We start from the raw sequence: 17,008 nt of genomic DNA on the forward strand, positions 1-17,008 counted from the left end.
CTCTATCAGTCCTATTTGACAAAGAGCCCTGATAATAACTATTCGTTTTCCTGAATCACAATTGAATAACTATTGACTTGACCCGCTCTAGCAATGTTCAGTACGATGGTATCCACTTCATCTCGCGCTAATAGTTTAGGAAGCAGATAGTTTTCGATGATTTCACCTTCTGTTGCTTCTTTTTTAAAATAGTCCGTTTGAAAACACTCTCCTTTGACTATTTTATCACTGGCATCAAAGATATAATCCGCGATAACATCTTCATTCTTTTTACTATCTCTTGCTAGCCAATGGCGCCTCGCTAGACATTCCCCGAAAAATCCCAGCATAAAGATTACCTCTTCCTCATCCGTTATATCCCACTCAATCTCTGGATTATTGGCTTTTAAAAGATCTCTTATCTCCTCCAGCTGTTCCAAAGATAAGACGTTGTTAGATAGATCAAAAGTATCGCTTTCCGGTGGTTCCATTATTGTATATAAGTGTTTTCCTTCCCCATCGGTGATCGTAAATTTAACTAACAATTCACCCTTTAAGGTAGTAATCCAAATAACACGGCAGGCTTGATAATCACCAAAAAATTGCGTTCGCTTTAAATATTTTATCTTCACCCTTTTTTCTCCCTGATTTTTTTATTTTTGAATCGGCTAGATGCCCGAATAAGTTAACCGCTTTCACTTATCTTTGGAACAAATAGTCATACTATTTATAACTTTTATTCTTAGTATAAAGTAATCGTTGTTCTCTGCCTAGAGACATTCTAAAAGTAAAAAAATATAAATTAATAGAAAAAATAAACGAAAAAAATATTTCCTATCAAAAAAAGCTCTAGCCTCGTTTAAAAGGCTAGAACTCTTTCAACTATTCGATTTCAACATTGAATTGCTCTAACAGCTGTAAGGCTGTCTCATTTAGCTTGTTCCCAGCAACAAGCTCAGAATCAATATAAAAATCACCTTCTGGGAGAGCGCTCTGTAAAGCCAAAGTGTTTGCTAATACGCAAATGCTCAGCTCAACACCAACCACTTCTATTCGGCTTTTCTCTTGTTTGCGTTTCTCAGTTAATGCACGAACATCGAGCAGTTTCTCCGGTGGAAGTGCATAGTAGTTCTTTTTGAAAACATACTCTTCAGGCAGTGGAGCTAATTCATCCACTATCTGTAATTCGATTCGTTCTTCGGATTCATTCTTATGCTCGATGGGAATATCTCTCGTAAAAAGAACCATCTCACCAGATTTCCGTGCTTTTGTTAATCGTTGCAGTATTTTGGGAATAATCTTATCGGCACCGAGCACATAATTTTCATCATCAGTATCCAAAATTCGATTTTGCATATCCACAATTACTAGCATCGCCTACTCCTATTTGGATCTTCCTAAGAAGAAAGAGACAATTAGTACCAAGATGATCGCTCCAATGATTGATGGTACTAACGCCATCCCAGCTAATGAAGGTCCCCACGAGCCTAATAATGCTTGTCCTAATGCTGATCCGACTAGACCAGCAACGATATTAGCAATCCATCCCATACTGTTTCCCTTACCGGTAATCGCTCCAGCAATTGCCCCGATAACTGCACCAATAATTAATGACCATAATAAACCCATGACTNTTATTCCTCCTATTGTAGAACTATTTTACTCGAGAATCTTGATTTTCTTCGATTTTTTCTTGAGCTTTGTCTGTTCCTCGATTGACTGCATCTTTTGCTTTATCTGTTTGCTTTGAAGCAAACTCGCCAGTCGTTTTCGCAGCACTTGTTACTTTATCTTGAACTGTTTCACTATCTTGTTCAAATTCTTCTTTTGTCTTAATATCTACGACATGAAGGTTCACTTCAATGACATCTAAATGCGTCATTTTCGCTACTTCATCACGAATGACTTTTCTAATTTCAGAAGCAACTTTTGTAATATCTTGTCCGTATTCAATGACAACATCCATATCAACTGCCACTTGTTCTTTCCCAACCTCGGTATCGATCCCAGCAGTTACGTTATCCGTGTTGACTAGTTTTTCTGCAGCATTCGAGAAGAACCCTCCGTCGACTGTAAGTAATCCATCAATTTGTTCAATCGCAACACCGATGATTTTTTGAATCACTTTATCGTCGTAAACGAGATCTCCTTTCACTTCTTGATCGGTTTGTACATTCGATTGATTCGTACGAACAGATTCAGCTGCTGCTTGTCCATTCACATTTTTGTTTTCATAATTTTCTACCATAATAAAATCCTCCTAGTAAAATTTTCTAGCATCATAAAATAACTTTCTCCGTTTTTCCGGAAATCATTGTGCTATTTCATAACTCTTGTTCACTAATAAGCATAGCTCACTTTTTTTTATTTTCACAATAATCTGCTTACAACTTTTTATTATTTCGGAAAATAAATCAAAGAAATGATCAAAAGCGTCCTCCACTTAATTTATTCACAAAATTTAACTTGAAGAGTACACTCGACTTGAAATCTCAATCAAATAAAATAACGATACATTTATCAGTTCTGTAAAAAACTCAAAAAAAATACCCAACAAAAACTGTTGAGTACGAAATTTCTCTGATTTTTTAAAAGGCTTAGAGAATTATTCATCGAGTCTTCACTGTATCTATCACACTCTCATGCTCTATATTGGTTACATCAAAATGTAAAATCTTGAAAGTCCATTCTAGGATAAAACTGATGCCAAAGACGGATATCACTGTTCCAATTCCTACTTTTGCTCCCAACAGCCACCCTATCAATAGAACTGTTCCTTCAATTAATCCACGAATAATTCCTATTGGAACATTGGGCAGCCGCTTACCAAGAGCAACCATTAGTGCATCACGAGGTCCGCAACCGAGAGAAGCTCCTATATAAAAATAACTACCTACACAGATAGATACCTGCCCTAACAAAAGCATCAATACACCAGAAATAAAACTGTTCATTTGTGGAATAACAGCCATCCCTTGAATCAGATCAACAAAGGTTCCGATCAAAATCGTATTCAAAATTGTTCCAAATCCAATTTTTTCCTTCAAGAGAACATCAATAATTAAAATGACGAATCCACTGATAATCAAGATGTTGCCATAGGTTTGATTCGTTAAATTTGCAATGCCCATACTAAACGCTTCCCACGATGCCAATCCGATATTCGCCTGAATCGTCAAAAAAGATCCCAACGCAAATAGAAACAACCCGAAGATCAGCTTTACCAGTCGAACACTATACCCTTTCATTTAACCCCTTCTTTCTACTCCCTAAACAGTAACATCAATATTCGTGCTTCTTCACCTGTTGTATTCGCATATTTATGGTTGCAATTCGCTAAAAACTGGATAGCTTCACCTTCTTCTAGAATAAAGCTCTTTTCACCAACTTGAATATCTAGCATGCCTTGCGTGCAAATAATATATTCTCTGATCCCTGCCTCATGGTATTCTGATAGGCGCTCTGAATGCGGTGCTATGACGTGCCGTAAAATTTCAAAACGTTTATCTGGATCAAACTTAAATAACGTGTAAGTATCAAACCCTTTCGACGTCGAATAATGCTTTGTTGAGCCTTTTTTGATGACGGAAACCTCTGGTGTTTCCATATAAGTCAACTGCGCGAGAGGAACATTGATACCCACACAAATTTTCTCTAGCATCGAAATCGTTGGACTTTTTGAACAGCGTTCGATCTCACTAAGCATACTTTTACTTACATTAGACAAACGTGCAAGATCATCTAATGTCAGATTTCGTTCTTGACGAATCCGCTTAATATTGCGGCTAATCATTTCATTCGCTGAAATCATAGAAACCTCCATATTACTATCTCGGATTAAATCCACTATAGCGAATAGAATACTGACTTAACCGCTTCTTGTCAATATGAATCCAAAAATTAAATGAACGTGACATTAAAAGGAATCCTCACGGGAAGTAAGTTTGATTTCTTCATACAAAAAGGCCTTGTTAAAACCAAATTGGTCTCTAACAAGGCTTTTTCAATAAAAATGAATCACGGGTGATTTTGAATTAAATTTTCTCTATTCTTGTAGAGACAGGATGGCTCGCTTCGCCCAAGCCGAATCTTTCAGTATCGCTCGACCAACTCCGATCATATCCGCTTTCTTTTCAAGCAGTAAGTTTTCAGCAACCGAAGCATCAACAATCCCGCCAGTTAATAAAACCGGAATATCAACTTCTCTTTTTAGCGCTTCTGTCAACTCGCTAAAATAGCCCTGTTCTTTCGAATAAGGATTTGTATAAAAGCTAAAGCCGCCTGAAACATCCAGTAAACAAATTCCCGCTTTTTCAAATTCTTTTGCGGCGATGATACTATCCTCAATCGTCGTGCCGCCAGCCATGTGGTCGCTTGCACCTAAGCGAATCGCAATCGGATAATCCGGTCCGACAGCTTCACGAACTGCTTGACTGATCTCTAAATGAAGTCGAATTCGCCCCTCAACATCTTCTCCACGATAAACATCTTTTCGTTTATTTGTTAAAGGAGAATAGAACTGGTTTAGCAAATACCCATGAGCGGAATGCAGTTCGACACCATCGAAACCGGCTTTTTTTGCTCTTAGTGCTGCTGATGCAAAATCTATGACAACCTTTTGTATTTCTTCATAAGTCATTTCCTGTGGAATATCTGTGCTTCGAGCAGCTTTAGGTAGCGCAATGGAACTTGGCCCTTTGGGTTCAAGTCCTGTGAGTGGTTGCTTTGCCAGTCCACCAGCATGTGCGAGCTGTGCGAATACTTTGGTTCCACTGTGATGGATCGTCTTTACTAGCTTCTTTAGTCCTAGAATATCCTCATCTTTCGCGATAGATAGCTGTCCACTGCTTGCCCGCCCTTCTGGACTGACAAAGCTATGCTCCGTAATAATCAATCCAATATAGCCGCCAGTGGATTTTTCTCTGTAATATTCACAAAGGGCTTCTGTTACTTCTCCGTTATCTTGAGATTTTGCCGTAGCCATCGGCGGCAATACTAGACGATTAGGTAATTTCACTTGGCCAATAGTAATCGGTGACCCGAGTAGACTCATTATCCTTCCTCCTAAACTTCTATACTTTATTTATTAGTTTATCAGTTTGTTGATTGCTGCGATAGCCTCTTTAACAGATTGACTTCAGCCTGGAAAAGCGTTTCCATTCATGGTTTTTTGCTTCAACAAATAAACCACCCGACTCAGTCATTTGAGTTAGGTGGTTTTAAGCTTATTCCTTCGTTAAATCACGCATAAAGAACTCAGTATCTACATCCATCAAGTGATAATCCTTTGGCATATCTGACTTATCAATGCGCTCAAAATGATGTTTTTGATAAAATCTTTGCGCTGCCTTCAATACCTCTACTGTCCCTAGATACAAACGTTCATAGCCTTGATCTTTGCAATAAGTAACCAATGTTTCCAGCAATTTTTTGCCAACTTGCTTTTCCCCGCGAAAGGGCTTCGCCGCAAACATTTTCTTAATAGCGCCATAATGATTCTCCAGCTTCACTAAGGCAATGGTTCCAACTACTTCGCCTTCAGAAAGCGCGACCCAAAAATTTCCGCCAGTATCGATGTATTCTTCCTTGATTCGCAAAAGATCGGGCTGATCTTCAATGCTGATATTGATATTGAATTCATCTCGCTGAATTGGAAGAATCAAATCGACTACTTCTTGGGTATACTTTTCTTCAAATGGTATGATGGTGACTTCTGACATTGAAATCCTCTCCTTTAAATAAATGATCGCAACTACTCTAAATCATTTGGGAAAACCCTATATAATATTTTTTCGATCGTATTCATCGCAGCCACCAGTTCTTGATAACTTTCTTGATCTAAAGGCTCCAGTAACGCTAACACCTTCTTGTCTGACTGCTCTTCCACATAGCTGTTTAATTCTTTCCCTTTATCAGTGAGATAAAGCTGTAAGCTCCGGCTGTCTTCAGAATCTTTTTCCTTAAAAATATACGATTCCCGCTCCAATTTACTTAACTTGCGACTTAAATAGCTTTTTTTAATGTTTAACCATTTTGTCAGTTCATTGGCGGTAATACTAGGATGACGTCCGATTTCTCCCAAAATCCGCATCTCAATCATTGAATAATCCAGATTAAACACCTTTTGATCGAAGACGCCCAATATCCGCGTATAATAGCGATTAAACCGCCTAATATCACGAGTATCCAGACTCATCACATCCTCTCGTTTAATAGTTTACTGAATCAACTAATAGAAGTATAAAGTTAATAGTTTACTTTAGCAACTAATTAATCCTTAAATTTACCCGCAATAAATAGAAAAGACTTGTAGAATTGAAAGGAATGCTATATTCTAACGTAGGTATGAATCATGCAACACAAGGAGGAGATCCTGATGATAAAATCATCTTGTATCGTACGTTCAAAGAAATTAATAATGTGCCATTAATTATTAGTTCTTTGAAGGAAAACTATTTTCCTCAGAGAAAAGAAACGAGGAAAATCATGAATACAGAAAACTTACTATTACAACCAAATGAATATTGGTTTTGCAAACAACAAATCAGCGAGCTTGTCAGTGCCTATCATTCAGTGAACGATAAACAGACTATCGTGACTCTGCAAACATTGATCAAAGGAAAAACGGAAGAATTCTTCAGACGCAGTACTCTGCTGGAAGCCTATTGGGAAAAATTTCTTGATACCAGCCTTACCCGTGAAAAATTCGAAAAGCTTTTTGAAGAAATGAAGGCTTTTGTAATTCCAATGGAAGCCCCCTCTACGAAACAAATCGAGAAGAGCTTTCGAAAGGTTAAGAAAATGCAGTATCCAGAATTGGATAGTTTAGATTTTCGTGAGTTAAGCTATTTAGGCTGGAATGACAGTGGGACAAATCGTAAATATTTGCTTCGAAAAATTGATGGGCGGTTCACTGGTGTTTATGGAAGCTTCAGTACCGATGTCCAAAAAGGACATTGCGCCATCTGCAATCAAATCAGTACTGTTGCCTTTTTTTTAGCAACAACTAAATCTTCTGGTGACGGAACCTATACGAAAAAGGGCAACTATATTTGCACCAATAGCGATCAATGTAACCGCCAGCTAACGCAACTGGATACTTTGAACCGCTTTTGGGAAACCGTGACGAAATAATTGAAAAATGCTCTAGCCTTTTTTTTAGGCTAGAGCATTTTTTAATATAAGTATGTGAAATTTCCAAAGCGAAGTTAAAAATCTTTTCTCATCAAGCGAAATAAATAGATGACCTTCATTTATTTACATTCAAATAAGCATAAACCGCTCCAAATATTCCTGCTTCATTTCCTAGCGCTGCTTTTTTAAAGGAAAAGTGCTCTTTTATCTGCGGAAAAACATACTTGTCCATTTTTTTCTTCAGCGGAATCAGTAACGCATCGCCTGCCTCTGACAAGCCGCCGCCGATAACAACTTCTTCCACATCAATCGTATTCATAATACCTGCTAGAGCCTGACCTAATACGTCTGTGAACTCATTCAATACCTGCAATGCGTATTCATTGTTTTGTTCTGCTTTTTCAAAAATGATTGGTGGTGTCATTTCCGACCATTGTTCACCTACTGTCTCAAGCTTCTTTCTCATTGATAACGCTAAGCCATTCGCTGAAGCAAAGGTTTCTAAACAGTTTCTGCCGCCGCACCCGCACAGCCTGTCTTCATCCGAACGAACAGGAATATGACCAATCTCTCCACCAGCGGAGTGACAACCATTCAAGACTTGACCATTTATCACGATACCGCCACCGACACCAGTACCCAGTGTTACAAATAGAAAGTTTTGTTTGCCTTTAGCGGCTCCTTGCCACATTTCCCCTAAAGCAGCTGCATTCGCGTCATTTAGTAAACAGACCTCGATGCCCAATTCATCTTCGATCATTTGTTTTAATGGCAATTCTTTCCAGTCAAGATTGACGGCTTGAACGACCATCCTTCCGTCTGGAGAAATAGGACCTGGTACACCGATACCAATCCCAGTAACTATTTTTAGTGAGTCATCGCCTAAAGTCTTACGAATGGAAAAACAAATTTCCTCTGGGATGAACCGCCCCTTTTCAGAGATATTCGTCGGAATCGACCATTTTCTGTCAATTACGCTCAACGAGTTCATTAACGCAAATTTGATAAATGTTCCACCAATATCTATACCAATTACTCTATTTTCTTGATTTTCCAAAGGCGTCACCACTAAACAAAGTTTCGCAAATAATGCGTGCTTTGTTTGATTGAGCGCTTAACATCCTCATAATCCGCTTCATAAGCCCGGTCTTCTACTTCAATACAGGTATAGCCATTATAGCCAATATCCGTTAATGCTGAGACATACTTGCCCCAATCCACATCGCCCAAGCCAGGCAGCTTAGGTGACATATATTCTAATGGTGTCGCCATTACACCGACTTCCTGCAATTTGTTCCAATATAACTTGATATCTTTGTAGTGAATATGGAATAGCTTATCTTTAAACTCATACAATGGTGCTAAGTAATCCATCTGCTGCCATACAAAATGAGAAGGATCAAAATTTAATCCGATATACTCACTATCCAAAATAGCAAAGATTTTTCTGAATAAGTCTGGCGTGGTCATCAGGTTTTGTCCGCCAGGCCATTCATCTTCGGTAAACAGCATCGGACAGTTCTCGATGGCAATTTTTACCTGCTGCTGTTCCGCATAAGCAATAATTGGTTTCCAGACTTTCTCCATTTCCTTTAAATTTTCGGAAATAGTCCTTGTTGGCATCCGCCCAATAAATGTTGTCACTAAATGAATGTCCATCATTTTGGCTGCATCAATCACTGAGTACAAATGATTGATCACTTGCTGCCGTTTCGCTAGATCCTCGTCTAAAGGATTGGGATAATAGGCCAACCCTGAGATTACAACGTTCTTTTCTTTAGCATAAGCGTTGTATTTTTCTGCTTGATCTTTTGTTAAATTTTCTGTATCAATATGTGAAACTCCTGCATAACGCCGTTCGGCTTTTCCAGCCGGCCAGCAAGCAACCTCAACACATTCTAGTCCATTTTCAGCGACGATATCGATCATTTCATAAAAATCGCTCTGATCCAAAATTGCTGAAACTAATCCTAATTGCATGTTTTTCCCTTCTCTCTATTCAAAGTCTACCGAGCGATGCTCTCTTGCCGATACTCTAATAGCATCCACTAGTTTCATTAAGCGTAAAATTTCTTCTGGTTTTACCGTCAGCTCTTCTTTACCTGCTACATACTCATGGTAGTGATCAAAAAACATTTGATGATTTACATGAACTTCTGGTAATTCTTCTGTCACTAGACGTCCTTCTGGCGGGGGACCAAAGGAACGTGTCGGTCCAGCGGCTGTCATGGTGATTTTTCCAGGAACATTCGTTAATAATTCACTAGTTCGTACGATTTTTCCTAGAGGATTGAAACCGTCCACATAGGCACTTCCTTTATTTCCGCCTACAAACCAATGGCGTTCAAACCAAGAAGCCTCATCCTTCAAGAAATAGGTTCCTAATTCAACCTGTCCGGTAATTCCACTATCAAAATACATCTGTATGTTAAAATAGTCGTCAACATTTTCATTAATAACGTTACGCACATCGGCATAGACTGTCTTCAACTTACCAGGGATCATCCAAAGCATTTGATCCAATAGATGAACGCCCCAATCGTAAAGCATCCCTCCGCCAAATTCAGGATAAACATGCCAATCATGCATATTTCCATTAAAGCCATAGAGACTATTTTTAATAGTAAAGATATCTCCCAGCGTGTGACTGTCAACGACTTCTTTTATCAAACGATAATCCTTGTCCCAGCGACGTTGATGATGAATCGTGAAACGAACTCCCGCCGCTTCTGTGACTGTCATCATTTCTTGAAATTCTGTTCCATTCATCGCCGCTGGTTTTTCTAAGATAATATTTTTTTTCGCTGCAGCGGCTTTTTTTACCATTTCCAAATGCAAATGATTCGGAACAGCAATAATCACCGTATCAATTTCCTTTACTGCTAGAAGTTCATCCGCTCTTAAAAATGTTTTTACATCCTCCGAAACGTCCTTAAGCTGATCCTTATTGATATCGCATACTGCGAGTAATGCTGCATAGTCTAATTTTTTGATCGTATCTCCATGAGTTTGCCCCATGAAGCCATACCCAATGATGCCAAAATTCAGCATACTTCTTCCTCCTTACTCTCCTAAATCGTGACCGTTCGTTCCTTCACTCCCACTAATGGGACAGGAATATAAGCGGTTCTAGTCGCAACTGTTAATTTGACTTGATGGTCTCCTTTGACTAATCCTCCAGGCTTCAAGACACGGATATACAAGGGTTCACCATACTCCCATTTATATGTGGTAACTGTAGCCGCTTCCGATAAGTAAAACCAATCTTCTCTGTCAATAGAAATTTGGATCTTATCAGATGCAGCTTCTTTCTCGTCTATTGCAACTTTGATAAACTCCACCATTGATAATGGGATTCCGCGATAATAGGTGATCAAGGTTTGTAGTTCATAACCGATCACTTCACCGTTTTCTTCGATATTCTTACAGGTATCTTTTTTAAAGACATTATTGTCAAACATTTGCTTCTTCCTCCTATCCCTGAATCTCTTTCAGACAAGCCTGCAAATATTTTTGATTTGCCGCAACTTGTTCTTTTTCCTGCATTGGTTTTCCAGGCAATGTGAAGCGATTCCCTTCATATTCCGTTGCCACGTACCCGTCATAGTTCTTTTCATGCAAGTATTCCAAGAGTCCCTTGTAATCCATAGAATATTCAGGGCCTTCCGGTGTCATCTCGAACATTTTAATGTGAAAATGCTTGATGTATGGTATATATTCATCCATCACTGAGAATGGATAATTTTCATAGCCATCACATAGAGGCGCAAACATTTGATCTTCTTTAGTTTTGATGACTTGCTTGAAGTCCTCTGGATATTCTCCGTTGTTTTCTTTTACTACACGGTGAAGATCCGTTCCTTTTTCGAATAAACGATCTAAGTAGGCAAACATTTCAGGGCTAGCACCATTATTTATTTCATAATTCACGACTACTCGTGGGAATTTTTTGCAGAAGATTCCTGTATCGATTACCAAACCAACATAAGGAGAATCCAATCGTTTCATTTCTTCGATAAAATGTAGTGTTTCGGGTTCGTCAAAAGCCATCCCCGCATGGATCTCTAAAGCAATTGTCACATCATATTTTTCACAATAGGGCAGTAACGGTTCACACACCCAGTAAGGAACCATAGAGACTAGACGAATTAATTTGATGCCTAAGCGATTGGCTTGCTTGATTTCTTCTATTAATAAATCAATACATTCTCGCTTCGTTAACTGACGATTATTGTACAAATTTGTGTTCAGAAAAACATCTGCGATCACTGGCTCGATCCCTGTTTCTTCTAAAAGCTGATGCCAAAGAGCGACGTCCTCTTCTACTGGATACGGCGCATTTTTGATCATTTGATCCGGTAAAATTTCTACGCCTTCAACATGATGCTCCTTCAAAAAGTTCATCATATCAGCCAAATTCATCCGATGGTTCAAATACTCATCTTGTAAACTATATAAACTTACTGCTGTCTTGATTCTAGACATTCGTTTTCCTCCTAATAATTGAACTAACGGCTTGGACGAGCGCAAAATCGTTTGACACTCGCCCATCGCCTAAAATTACAATTCAACGACTTTACCTGTTTCGGCCGATTTATAAATTGCTTCTAAAATTTGTGTTACCACAATTGCTTGTTCAGGTTTTACAACTGGTTCTGTATCGTTAAGAATCGCTTCGACCCATTGTTTCGCCTCTGCGTCTTTTTGTTCCAAACTACTTCCCTCAAAGCCGAAGACCCCGCCAGCATCTGAAGGCTCCGTCTGCTCCAATTGGTTATGATCAGCTTTGTTGAAGACCACATACCCTTGATCTAAGAAGGCTTTTCCAAACATTTCCGCACCGCCTTCTGTTCCGCATAAGGTCACCTGTGCTTCCTTCGGATTAATCATGTTTAATGCCCAAGCTGCTTCTAAGAAGATTGTTGCGCCATTTTCCATTTTGATTAGTCCAAATGCTGAATCTTCTGTTTCAAATGTTTCTGGATCCCATGGACCAAACATATTTGCCATAGGGTTGTCCTTCAACTTCTGATAGGTAGAGCCTAAGACCATTTTTGGTTTGTAATTATTCATATACCAAAGTGTTAGATCCAATGCATGAGTCCCGATATCAATTAACGGGCCTCCACCTTGCTTCTCTTTATCTGGGAATACGCCCCAAGTAGGGACTCCTTTTCTACGAACAGCATGTGCTTTCGCAAAGTATATATCTCCCAATTCTCCTTTGCTGCAGGCATCGTAGGTTGCTAATGAATCCGCACGGAAGCGATTTTGATAACCGATCGTCAGCTTCTTCCCTGTACGTTCTGCGGCATCCAACATTTTTTTTGCTTCCTCATAGTTAATCGCCATTGGTTTTTCACACATGACGTGTTTTCCGCTTTCCAATGCAGCTACAGTAATATAGGAATGTGAGACATTTGGTGTCAATACATGAATAACATCAATATCTTCCTGTTTCACGACTTCCTTATAGTCTTCTGTCACTAACGCATTTTGGACGCCGTATTCTGCTGCTGCACTTTCTGCACGCTCTAGTACCGTGTCACAAAAAGCAACTAGCTCCACTTGTTCACTTAGCTTTGCCAACGCTGGAAAATGTTTTTGATTGGCAATTCCACCACATCCGATAATACCGAATTTTAATTTTTTCAATTTTCTTCCTCCTTATAAGCTGACAAATTTCTTAAGCTGGTCAACTTTTTCGTTTAGGTATCGCTTACATTGATTAGTTTACTTAAAAACACTTTTTCTTACTCTTTAATTCTCCCAAAAAAGATCAACTCTTTTTGCATTTATTCTTCTTTTCTTTATTGATGTGCAATTGAATACCACACATTTATGTTTACTCATTTTCTTTTTCACGTTTTTCATCTAATTGTTTCCGAATATCGTCCGTATCCTTGTCACTTAAGTTCCATAATAGACAAGCAAGCGCTGATACAAAAAATAAGATTGCTGGAATTAAATTAACGACTAGATTGATTCCGTTTTTCGTCGCCAATGATTGCTCCATGTTTGCTTTGTAGCCAAAAGAATGAAGCAGCATAATTCCCACTGATGCGCCGAGAGCATTTCCGATTTTAGTTGCCAAGCCATACGTCGCATAAGCTGTGCCATCTGTTCGAACCCCAGATTTCAACTCTTGATAATCAACAGAGTCTGCTACTAAAGAGAGCGAAATTGGAAAGCCCATATTAAACAATCCAAAGATGACATGCCCCGCAATAATCATCGGCAAGTTATCAAAATCTGCGAAATAAACCACCAACAATCCGATCCCTTGAAGAATCAAAGAAATCATAAGCACATTTCGTTTACCAAAACGTTTAACAAGTGGAACAACGGCTAAAGAACAAACGGCTCCACCAATCGAAGGAATTGTCATAAGCAAAGCGATTAAGGTAAAAGCCCCTAAACAATAAATGACATAAAAAGTTGTTACGGCAATTCTACCCATAAATGCAGTCATTTGAAGTATCATAATTAGAAAGACGATCATCAAATACTTGTTTCCGATGACATTTTTTAACGTCGTACGTAATGGAACTTTGTTCTCATTTTTCATCGGTTGAACGACTTCTCTAGAGGTCACAAAAACCGCAAAAAACAATGGAATCGAGATCACCGCATAAATCAAAGCGGTCATGAAGTAGCCTCGCCCTGTGGCTACTTGAGAACCGTCAGAAAACGCCAACATAATAAATGAGGACATTGAGTTTACAATGATCATTCCAACATTCATTCCAACAGAACGCCAAGCATTCAATTGATTTCGTTCATTTGCATCCTCACTCATTACTGCAGCCAAGGCACCATAAGGAATATTAACCAATGTATAAATCATTCCCGCAACGATATAAATGATTGCTGCCCAGATAACCCCCGCTGTCCCATTTCCAAATGGACCGGTAAATGTTAGTACTGAAAACAACGCTAGAAAAGGGGAGCCAAAGGCAATATAGGGACGGAAACGTCCGAATTTACTTCTCGTCCGTTCAGCGATCATTCCCATCATCGGATCATTGATCCCATCCCACAAACGAGCCAGCAACATGATCATAGAAACAGCGACTGGCGCTAAACCCACGATATCAGTGTAGAAAACAGTTAAATAAGTGCCGACGAATGTCCATACAAACTGACTCGCTAAATCACCCAAGCCATAGGCAATCATAGAAAACTTCGTTAATTTCTTCTTTTCAACCTTCATTCCATTATCAAAAACTTCCTTTTCCATGTGTACCTCCCAGAATAATTAGTTTTTGTAAACGTTTACAGGTTCTATTTTAGCGTCCTCCATAAAAGAATACTCTGCACTTTCTAAACATTCTGTTGATACTTTCAAAGGATGATAGGCAACGTAGACACAAAAAAACAAGATTGTATTACACAATCTTGTTTAACGAGAAACTTTTTGAACTTCGATTAATTGAATATCTTGGGGTGATAGCTCCAATTCAATTTTTAATTGACGATTCCTAGAAACAGCTTCCTTAACCTCAATTTGCGGTTGGCAGCGATGCTTCAAATAGGCGATCAATTCTTCATCCAGTCGATCCGAATGACTCAATTGATTCATTTCTTCTAGAATATTGCCTGATTTCGGACCGATTCGGTAACACTTCAATCGATATAGGCTCTCCTCTTCCTTCAAGTTCATCAATACAATCTGTTTCTTTTGTACACTTGCTGAAGTAAATAAAGCTTCTGCATTTCTACGTGTAAAAACACTATTAAAATCATAATAATAGGTAGAATTTAAGTGACTATAGGAAAAACACAATAGCTGAATACGGTTTGGATCGTCCTTTGTAATCAGCAGCTCCTCTGACTGATAGACGACTTCATCACTTAACTTACTTAAAAAGCGATAGGCATAGTAGCCGATTTTAGGGACCCCGCTTTTTGAGATCAATCCAGAACCGCCGAATATCTCCTTATTTGCTGTATCAAAGGTAGTCACAGATAGATCCGTCAGCTGCCAATAACCAATCAAATCGCAATAAGGCACCACTGCTAGAACATTTTTTAGAATATAGCTACCTTTAAAGGCCGTATCATTGATAATATCCCGACTTAAAATCGTAACATTGAATTCTGTAATGTAGGTTCTCCCCTCGTAACCAATGTCTGTAAGCAACTCCTTGAACTGCTTCATTTGATGGAGCATATAATTGGAATCTGGAGAAATAGGTTCATGATGATTTTTGTGTTGGTGCACCTGCTGCTTCACAGCATCCATCGGATAAATCGACAAGCTGATAAAATCTGGTGCCGCAGTTCCTTTGACCCATTGCGTCAGAAAAGAGCTTAGGTCGCGGTCTTCAATGTCTAAGCTCAAGCCGCAGCCGCCAATTTGAATCCCAGGAACAATGCGACGAATGGCTTGTTGGATTTTTGAAAAGACATAGATATAATTTTTTTCGTTGGCTAGATTTAACTGGGCACCATTATCATCTATTCTTGTTAGTTCTTCGCTGCCAATCGTTTTTAAAACCAGAGGGTTAGGCTTCCATATTTCGATAATCCACGTCGATACCTCTTCCAAACCAAATTTATCCACACAGTGATGAAAAAAAGCTTGGAATCGCTGTAGCAAATGAGACAACTCATACGATTTCCTCGTAAATAAATGACTTTTTATAATTTGTGTATGGGATTCATGAATCAATTTTCCTTTGAACCCCAGTTCTAAAAATGGCCTAATCCCCGCTTTAATCATAACCTGAAGAATTTCATCAACCGCTGAGAAATCATAAGCGTCTCCCACCTGCTCCAAAATTTCTTCACTTAACAATCCCCAGATCCTTCCATATAAAAAGGGACTACTCTCTTGTAGATAATGGATTTGTTCTACAAATGAGGAATGAGTAAGATCTCCAGCGTACCCTAAATTAATCATGTTTTTTTGAAAATTTTGCCGTGAGTATTCCTGCATATCCACTAAGAGTGTTTCGTCGTCAATTTTCGCATCCTTTTCTTTGAAATACACCTCTAAATTCTGAATGTCTTCCTCCGCTAAATCGTGCTGCTTCGTTTCAACTTTTACCGTGTCTTTTATTTCCTTGCGAAACTCACTGGGGGTCAAACCTTGATACTTTTTGAATAAGCGATTAAAGGAATTAATGTTTGAAAACCCAGCAGAAAAGGCAATATTTGTCACAGTTTTTTCTGTTTCTAACAGCTCCTTTCGCACCTTTTCTAACCGTTTGCGAATCAAATATTCATTCATCGGCATGCCAATCTCACTAGAAAAGCTTCTGGATAGATACTGATCAGAAACATATAATTTATTCGCAATATCAGCCAAACGAATATCCTTGTCGAAGTTGTTATCAATGAAAAATTTCAGCTCATAAACCTTTTGCTTCATACTTCGGTCTTCATCTAGACTAGAGAACACGGTGTATTCCTTCTCTAGTAAATGAATCATGCGAAAATACTCTTCAAAAACTTCAGAAACGGAATGCTTCTCTTGCAAAATATACAGCTTCAATAAACGCTCAATAGACTGAACTATTTTTTGATCCGAACTTTTGCCTTGTGTAACAGAATTTCCTTCAAATGCCCGTCCTTCTTGATCTTCGAAGGTATAAGTTAAAACGATTTCAAAAGCTCGAGCATTTTCTCCATAAACGGTATGTACTAAAGACTTTGATAAAATATAAAAATCATTTTTTTGTAGCGAAATAATCGTGTCTTCTTTTTCGACGGTTACCTCCCCTGCTAATACATAAATGAAATGAATGTTTCCATCAAAATGCTGCATGACCCGATTTACTGACAGCACATTGATTCTGATATTCTCCCATGGTTCTATCAGGCGCATAACACCCCTCCTCCAAGTTTTCAAATTAAAATCATATTACTATTCCACTAATTAAAAGCGCTT

18 protein-coding genes are annotated in these 17,008 nt (G+C 38.7%); 1 reads left to right on the forward strand and 17 read right to left on the reverse strand.

Annotated elements, in window-relative coordinates; translation table 11 throughout:
* Window positions 1–38 precede the first annotated feature (38 nt).
* From RV13_RS17705 to RV13_RS17745, 9 genes are all read right to left on the reverse strand, one after another.
* The gene (locus RV13_RS17705; protein WP_010744313.1) at window positions 39–611 is read right to left on the reverse strand and encodes a hypothetical protein; all 573 of its coding nucleotides are present in this window, start codon (window positions 609–611) and stop codon (window positions 39–41) included.
* Window positions 612–861: 250 nt separating this feature from the next.
* Window positions 862–1,353: a cysteine hydrolase family protein gene (locus tag RV13_RS17710; RefSeq protein ID WP_010744312.1), complete on the reverse strand. Its 492-nt coding sequence runs from the start codon at window positions 1,351–1,353 to the stop codon at window positions 862–864.
* Between the two features lie 9 nt (window positions 1,354–1,362).
* Window positions 1,363–1,608, reverse strand: coding sequence for a GlsB/YeaQ/YmgE family stress response membrane protein (locus RV13_RS17715; RefSeq protein WP_010744311.1), 246 nt, complete (start codon window positions 1,606–1,608; stop codon window positions 1,363–1,365).
* A gap of 25 nt (window positions 1,609–1,633) precedes the next feature.
* On the reverse strand, window positions 1,634–2,227 hold the full coding sequence (locus RV13_RS17720; RefSeq protein WP_010744310.1) for an Asp23/Gls24 family envelope stress response protein: 594 nt from the start codon (window positions 2,225–2,227) through the stop codon (window positions 1,634–1,636).
* Between the two features lie 361 nt (window positions 2,228–2,588).
* A complete protein-coding gene (locus tag RV13_RS17725; protein ID WP_010744309.1) occupies window positions 2,589–3,227 on the reverse strand; it encodes a YczE/YyaS/YitT family protein in 639 nt (212 codons plus the stop codon).
* A gap of 14 nt (window positions 3,228–3,241) precedes the next feature.
* A complete protein-coding gene (locus RV13_RS17730; RefSeq protein WP_010744308.1) occupies window positions 3,242–3,790 on the reverse strand; it encodes a helix-turn-helix domain-containing protein in 549 nt (182 codons plus the stop codon).
* Between the two features lie 234 nt (window positions 3,791–4,024).
* On the reverse strand, window positions 4,025–5,032 hold the full coding sequence (locus tag RV13_RS17735) for an NADH:flavin oxidoreductase (RefSeq protein WP_010744307.1): 1,008 nt from the start codon (window positions 5,030–5,032) through the stop codon (window positions 4,025–4,027).
* Window positions 5,033–5,204: 172 nt separating this feature from the next.
* Window positions 5,205–5,699, reverse strand: coding sequence for a GNAT family N-acetyltransferase (locus RV13_RS17740; protein ID WP_010744306.1), 495 nt, complete (start codon window positions 5,697–5,699; stop codon window positions 5,205–5,207).
* Between the two features lie 32 nt (window positions 5,700–5,731).
* Window positions 5,732–6,175 (reverse strand): MarR family winged helix-turn-helix transcriptional regulator, encoded by a 444-nt coding sequence (locus tag RV13_RS17745; protein ID WP_010744305.1) that lies wholly within the window; start codon window positions 6,173–6,175, stop codon window positions 5,732–5,734.
* A 290-nt stretch (window positions 6,176–6,465) separates the two neighbouring features.
* Here RV13_RS17745 and RV13_RS17750 point away from each other — a divergent pair, with 290 nt between their 5' ends.
* Window positions 6,466–7,113: a FusB/FusC family EF-G-binding protein gene (locus tag RV13_RS17750; protein ID WP_028021311.1), complete on the forward strand. Its 648-nt coding sequence runs from the start codon at window positions 6,466–6,468 to the stop codon at window positions 7,111–7,113.
* 115 nt (window positions 7,114–7,228) lie between these two features.
* On the opposite strand, the gene RV13_RS17755 is transcribed toward RV13_RS17750, so the two are convergent.
* The 8 genes from RV13_RS17755 to RV13_RS17790 all read right to left on the reverse strand — a co-directional run bounded on the left by RV13_RS17755 (window position 7,229) and on the right by RV13_RS17790 (window position 16,945).
* Entirely contained in the window at window positions 7,229–8,170 is a 942-nt protein-coding gene (locus tag RV13_RS17755) for an ROK family protein (RefSeq protein ID WP_028020159.1), read from the reverse strand.
* Window positions 8,171–8,181: 11 nt separating this feature from the next.
* A complete protein-coding gene (locus RV13_RS17760) occupies window positions 8,182–9,093 on the reverse strand; it encodes a sugar phosphate isomerase/epimerase family protein (protein WP_010744302.1) in 912 nt (303 codons plus the stop codon).
* Between the two features lie 15 nt (window positions 9,094–9,108).
* On the reverse strand, window positions 9,109–10,164 hold the full coding sequence (locus RV13_RS17765) for a Gfo/Idh/MocA family protein (RefSeq protein ID WP_010744301.1): 1,056 nt from the start codon (window positions 10,162–10,164) through the stop codon (window positions 9,109–9,111).
* Between the two features lie 20 nt (window positions 10,165–10,184).
* Window positions 10,185–10,574 (reverse strand): C-glycoside deglycosidase beta subunit domain-containing protein, encoded by a 390-nt coding sequence (locus tag RV13_RS17770; protein ID WP_010744300.1) that lies wholly within the window; start codon window positions 10,572–10,574, stop codon window positions 10,185–10,187.
* Between the two features lie 13 nt (window positions 10,575–10,587).
* Window positions 10,588–11,598, reverse strand: coding sequence for a sugar phosphate isomerase/epimerase family protein (locus RV13_RS17775; RefSeq protein ID WP_010744299.1), 1,011 nt, complete (start codon window positions 11,596–11,598; stop codon window positions 10,588–10,590).
* A 75-nt stretch (window positions 11,599–11,673) separates the two neighbouring features.
* On the reverse strand, window positions 11,674–12,768 hold the full coding sequence (locus tag RV13_RS17780) for a Gfo/Idh/MocA family protein (RefSeq protein ID WP_010744298.1): 1,095 nt from the start codon (window positions 12,766–12,768) through the stop codon (window positions 11,674–11,676).
* Window positions 12,769–12,958: 190 nt separating this feature from the next.
* Window positions 12,959–14,353 (reverse strand): MFS transporter, encoded by a 1,395-nt coding sequence (locus RV13_RS17785; RefSeq protein ID WP_010744297.1) that lies wholly within the window; start codon window positions 14,351–14,353, stop codon window positions 12,959–12,961.
* 162 nt (window positions 14,354–14,515) lie between these two features.
* On the reverse strand, window positions 14,516–16,945 hold the full coding sequence (locus RV13_RS17790; protein ID WP_010744296.1) for a GH39 family glycosyl hydrolase: 2,430 nt from the start codon (window positions 16,943–16,945) through the stop codon (window positions 14,516–14,518).
* Between the last annotated feature and the right edge of the window lie 63 nt (window positions 16,946–17,008).

This window comes from Enterococcus raffinosus (genome assembly GCF_001886185.1).
Classification (GTDB): Bacteria; Bacillota; Bacilli; order Lactobacillales; family Enterococcaceae; genus Enterococcus_A; species Enterococcus_A raffinosus.

Bases quoted from the DNA above. Each gene is read 5' to 3' on its own strand.
- RV13_RS17725 (WP_010744309.1), bottom strand. From the start codon at position 3,227: ATGAAAGGGTATAGTGTTCGACTGGTAAAGCTGATCTTCGGGTTGTTT.
- RV13_RS17770 (WP_010744300.1), bottom strand. From the start codon at position 10,574: ATGTTTGACAATAATGTCTTTAAAAAAGATACCTGTAAGAATATCGAA.
- RV13_RS17715 (WP_010744311.1), bottom strand. From the start codon at position 1,608: ATGGGTTTATTATGGTCATTAATTATTGGTGCAGTTATCGGGGCAATT.
- RV13_RS17730 (WP_010744308.1), bottom strand. From the start codon at position 3,790: ATGATTTCAGCGAATGAAATGATTAGCCGCAATATTAAGCGGATTCGT.
- RV13_RS17740 (WP_010744306.1), bottom strand. From the start codon at position 5,699: ATGTCAGAAGTCACCATCATACCATTTGAAGAAAAGTATACCCAAGAA.
- RV13_RS17750 (WP_028021311.1), top strand. From the start codon at position 6,466: ATGAATACAGAAAACTTACTATTACAACCAAATGAATATTGGTTTTGC.
- RV13_RS17710 (WP_010744312.1), bottom strand. From the start codon at position 1,353: ATGCTAGTAATTGTGGATATGCAAAATCGAATTTTGGATACTGATGAT.
- RV13_RS17735 (WP_010744307.1), bottom strand. From the start codon at position 5,032: ATGAGTCTACTCGGGTCACCGATTACTATTGGCCAAGTGAAATTACCT.
- RV13_RS17790 (WP_010744296.1), bottom strand. From the start codon at position 16,945: ATGCGCCTGATAGAACCATGGGAGAATATCAGAATCAATGTGCTGTCA.
- RV13_RS17775 (WP_010744299.1), bottom strand. From the start codon at position 11,598: ATGTCTAGAATCAAGACAGCAGTAAGTTTATATAGTTTACAAGATGAG.
- RV13_RS17720 (WP_010744310.1), bottom strand. From the start codon at position 2,227: ATGGTAGAAAATTATGAAAACAAAAATGTGAATGGACAAGCAGCAGCT.
- RV13_RS17785 (WP_010744297.1), bottom strand. From the start codon at position 14,353: ATGGAAAAGGAAGTTTTTGATAATGGAATGAAGGTTGAAAAGAAGAAA.
- RV13_RS17760 (WP_010744302.1), bottom strand. From the start codon at position 9,093: ATGCAATTAGGATTAGTTTCAGCAATTTTGGATCAGAGCGATTTTTAT.
- RV13_RS17765 (WP_010744301.1), bottom strand. From the start codon at position 10,164: ATGCTGAATTTTGGCATCATTGGGTATGGCTTCATGGGGCAAACTCAT.
- RV13_RS17745 (WP_010744305.1), bottom strand. From the start codon at position 6,175: ATGAGTCTGGATACTCGTGATATTAGGCGGTTTAATCGCTATTATACG.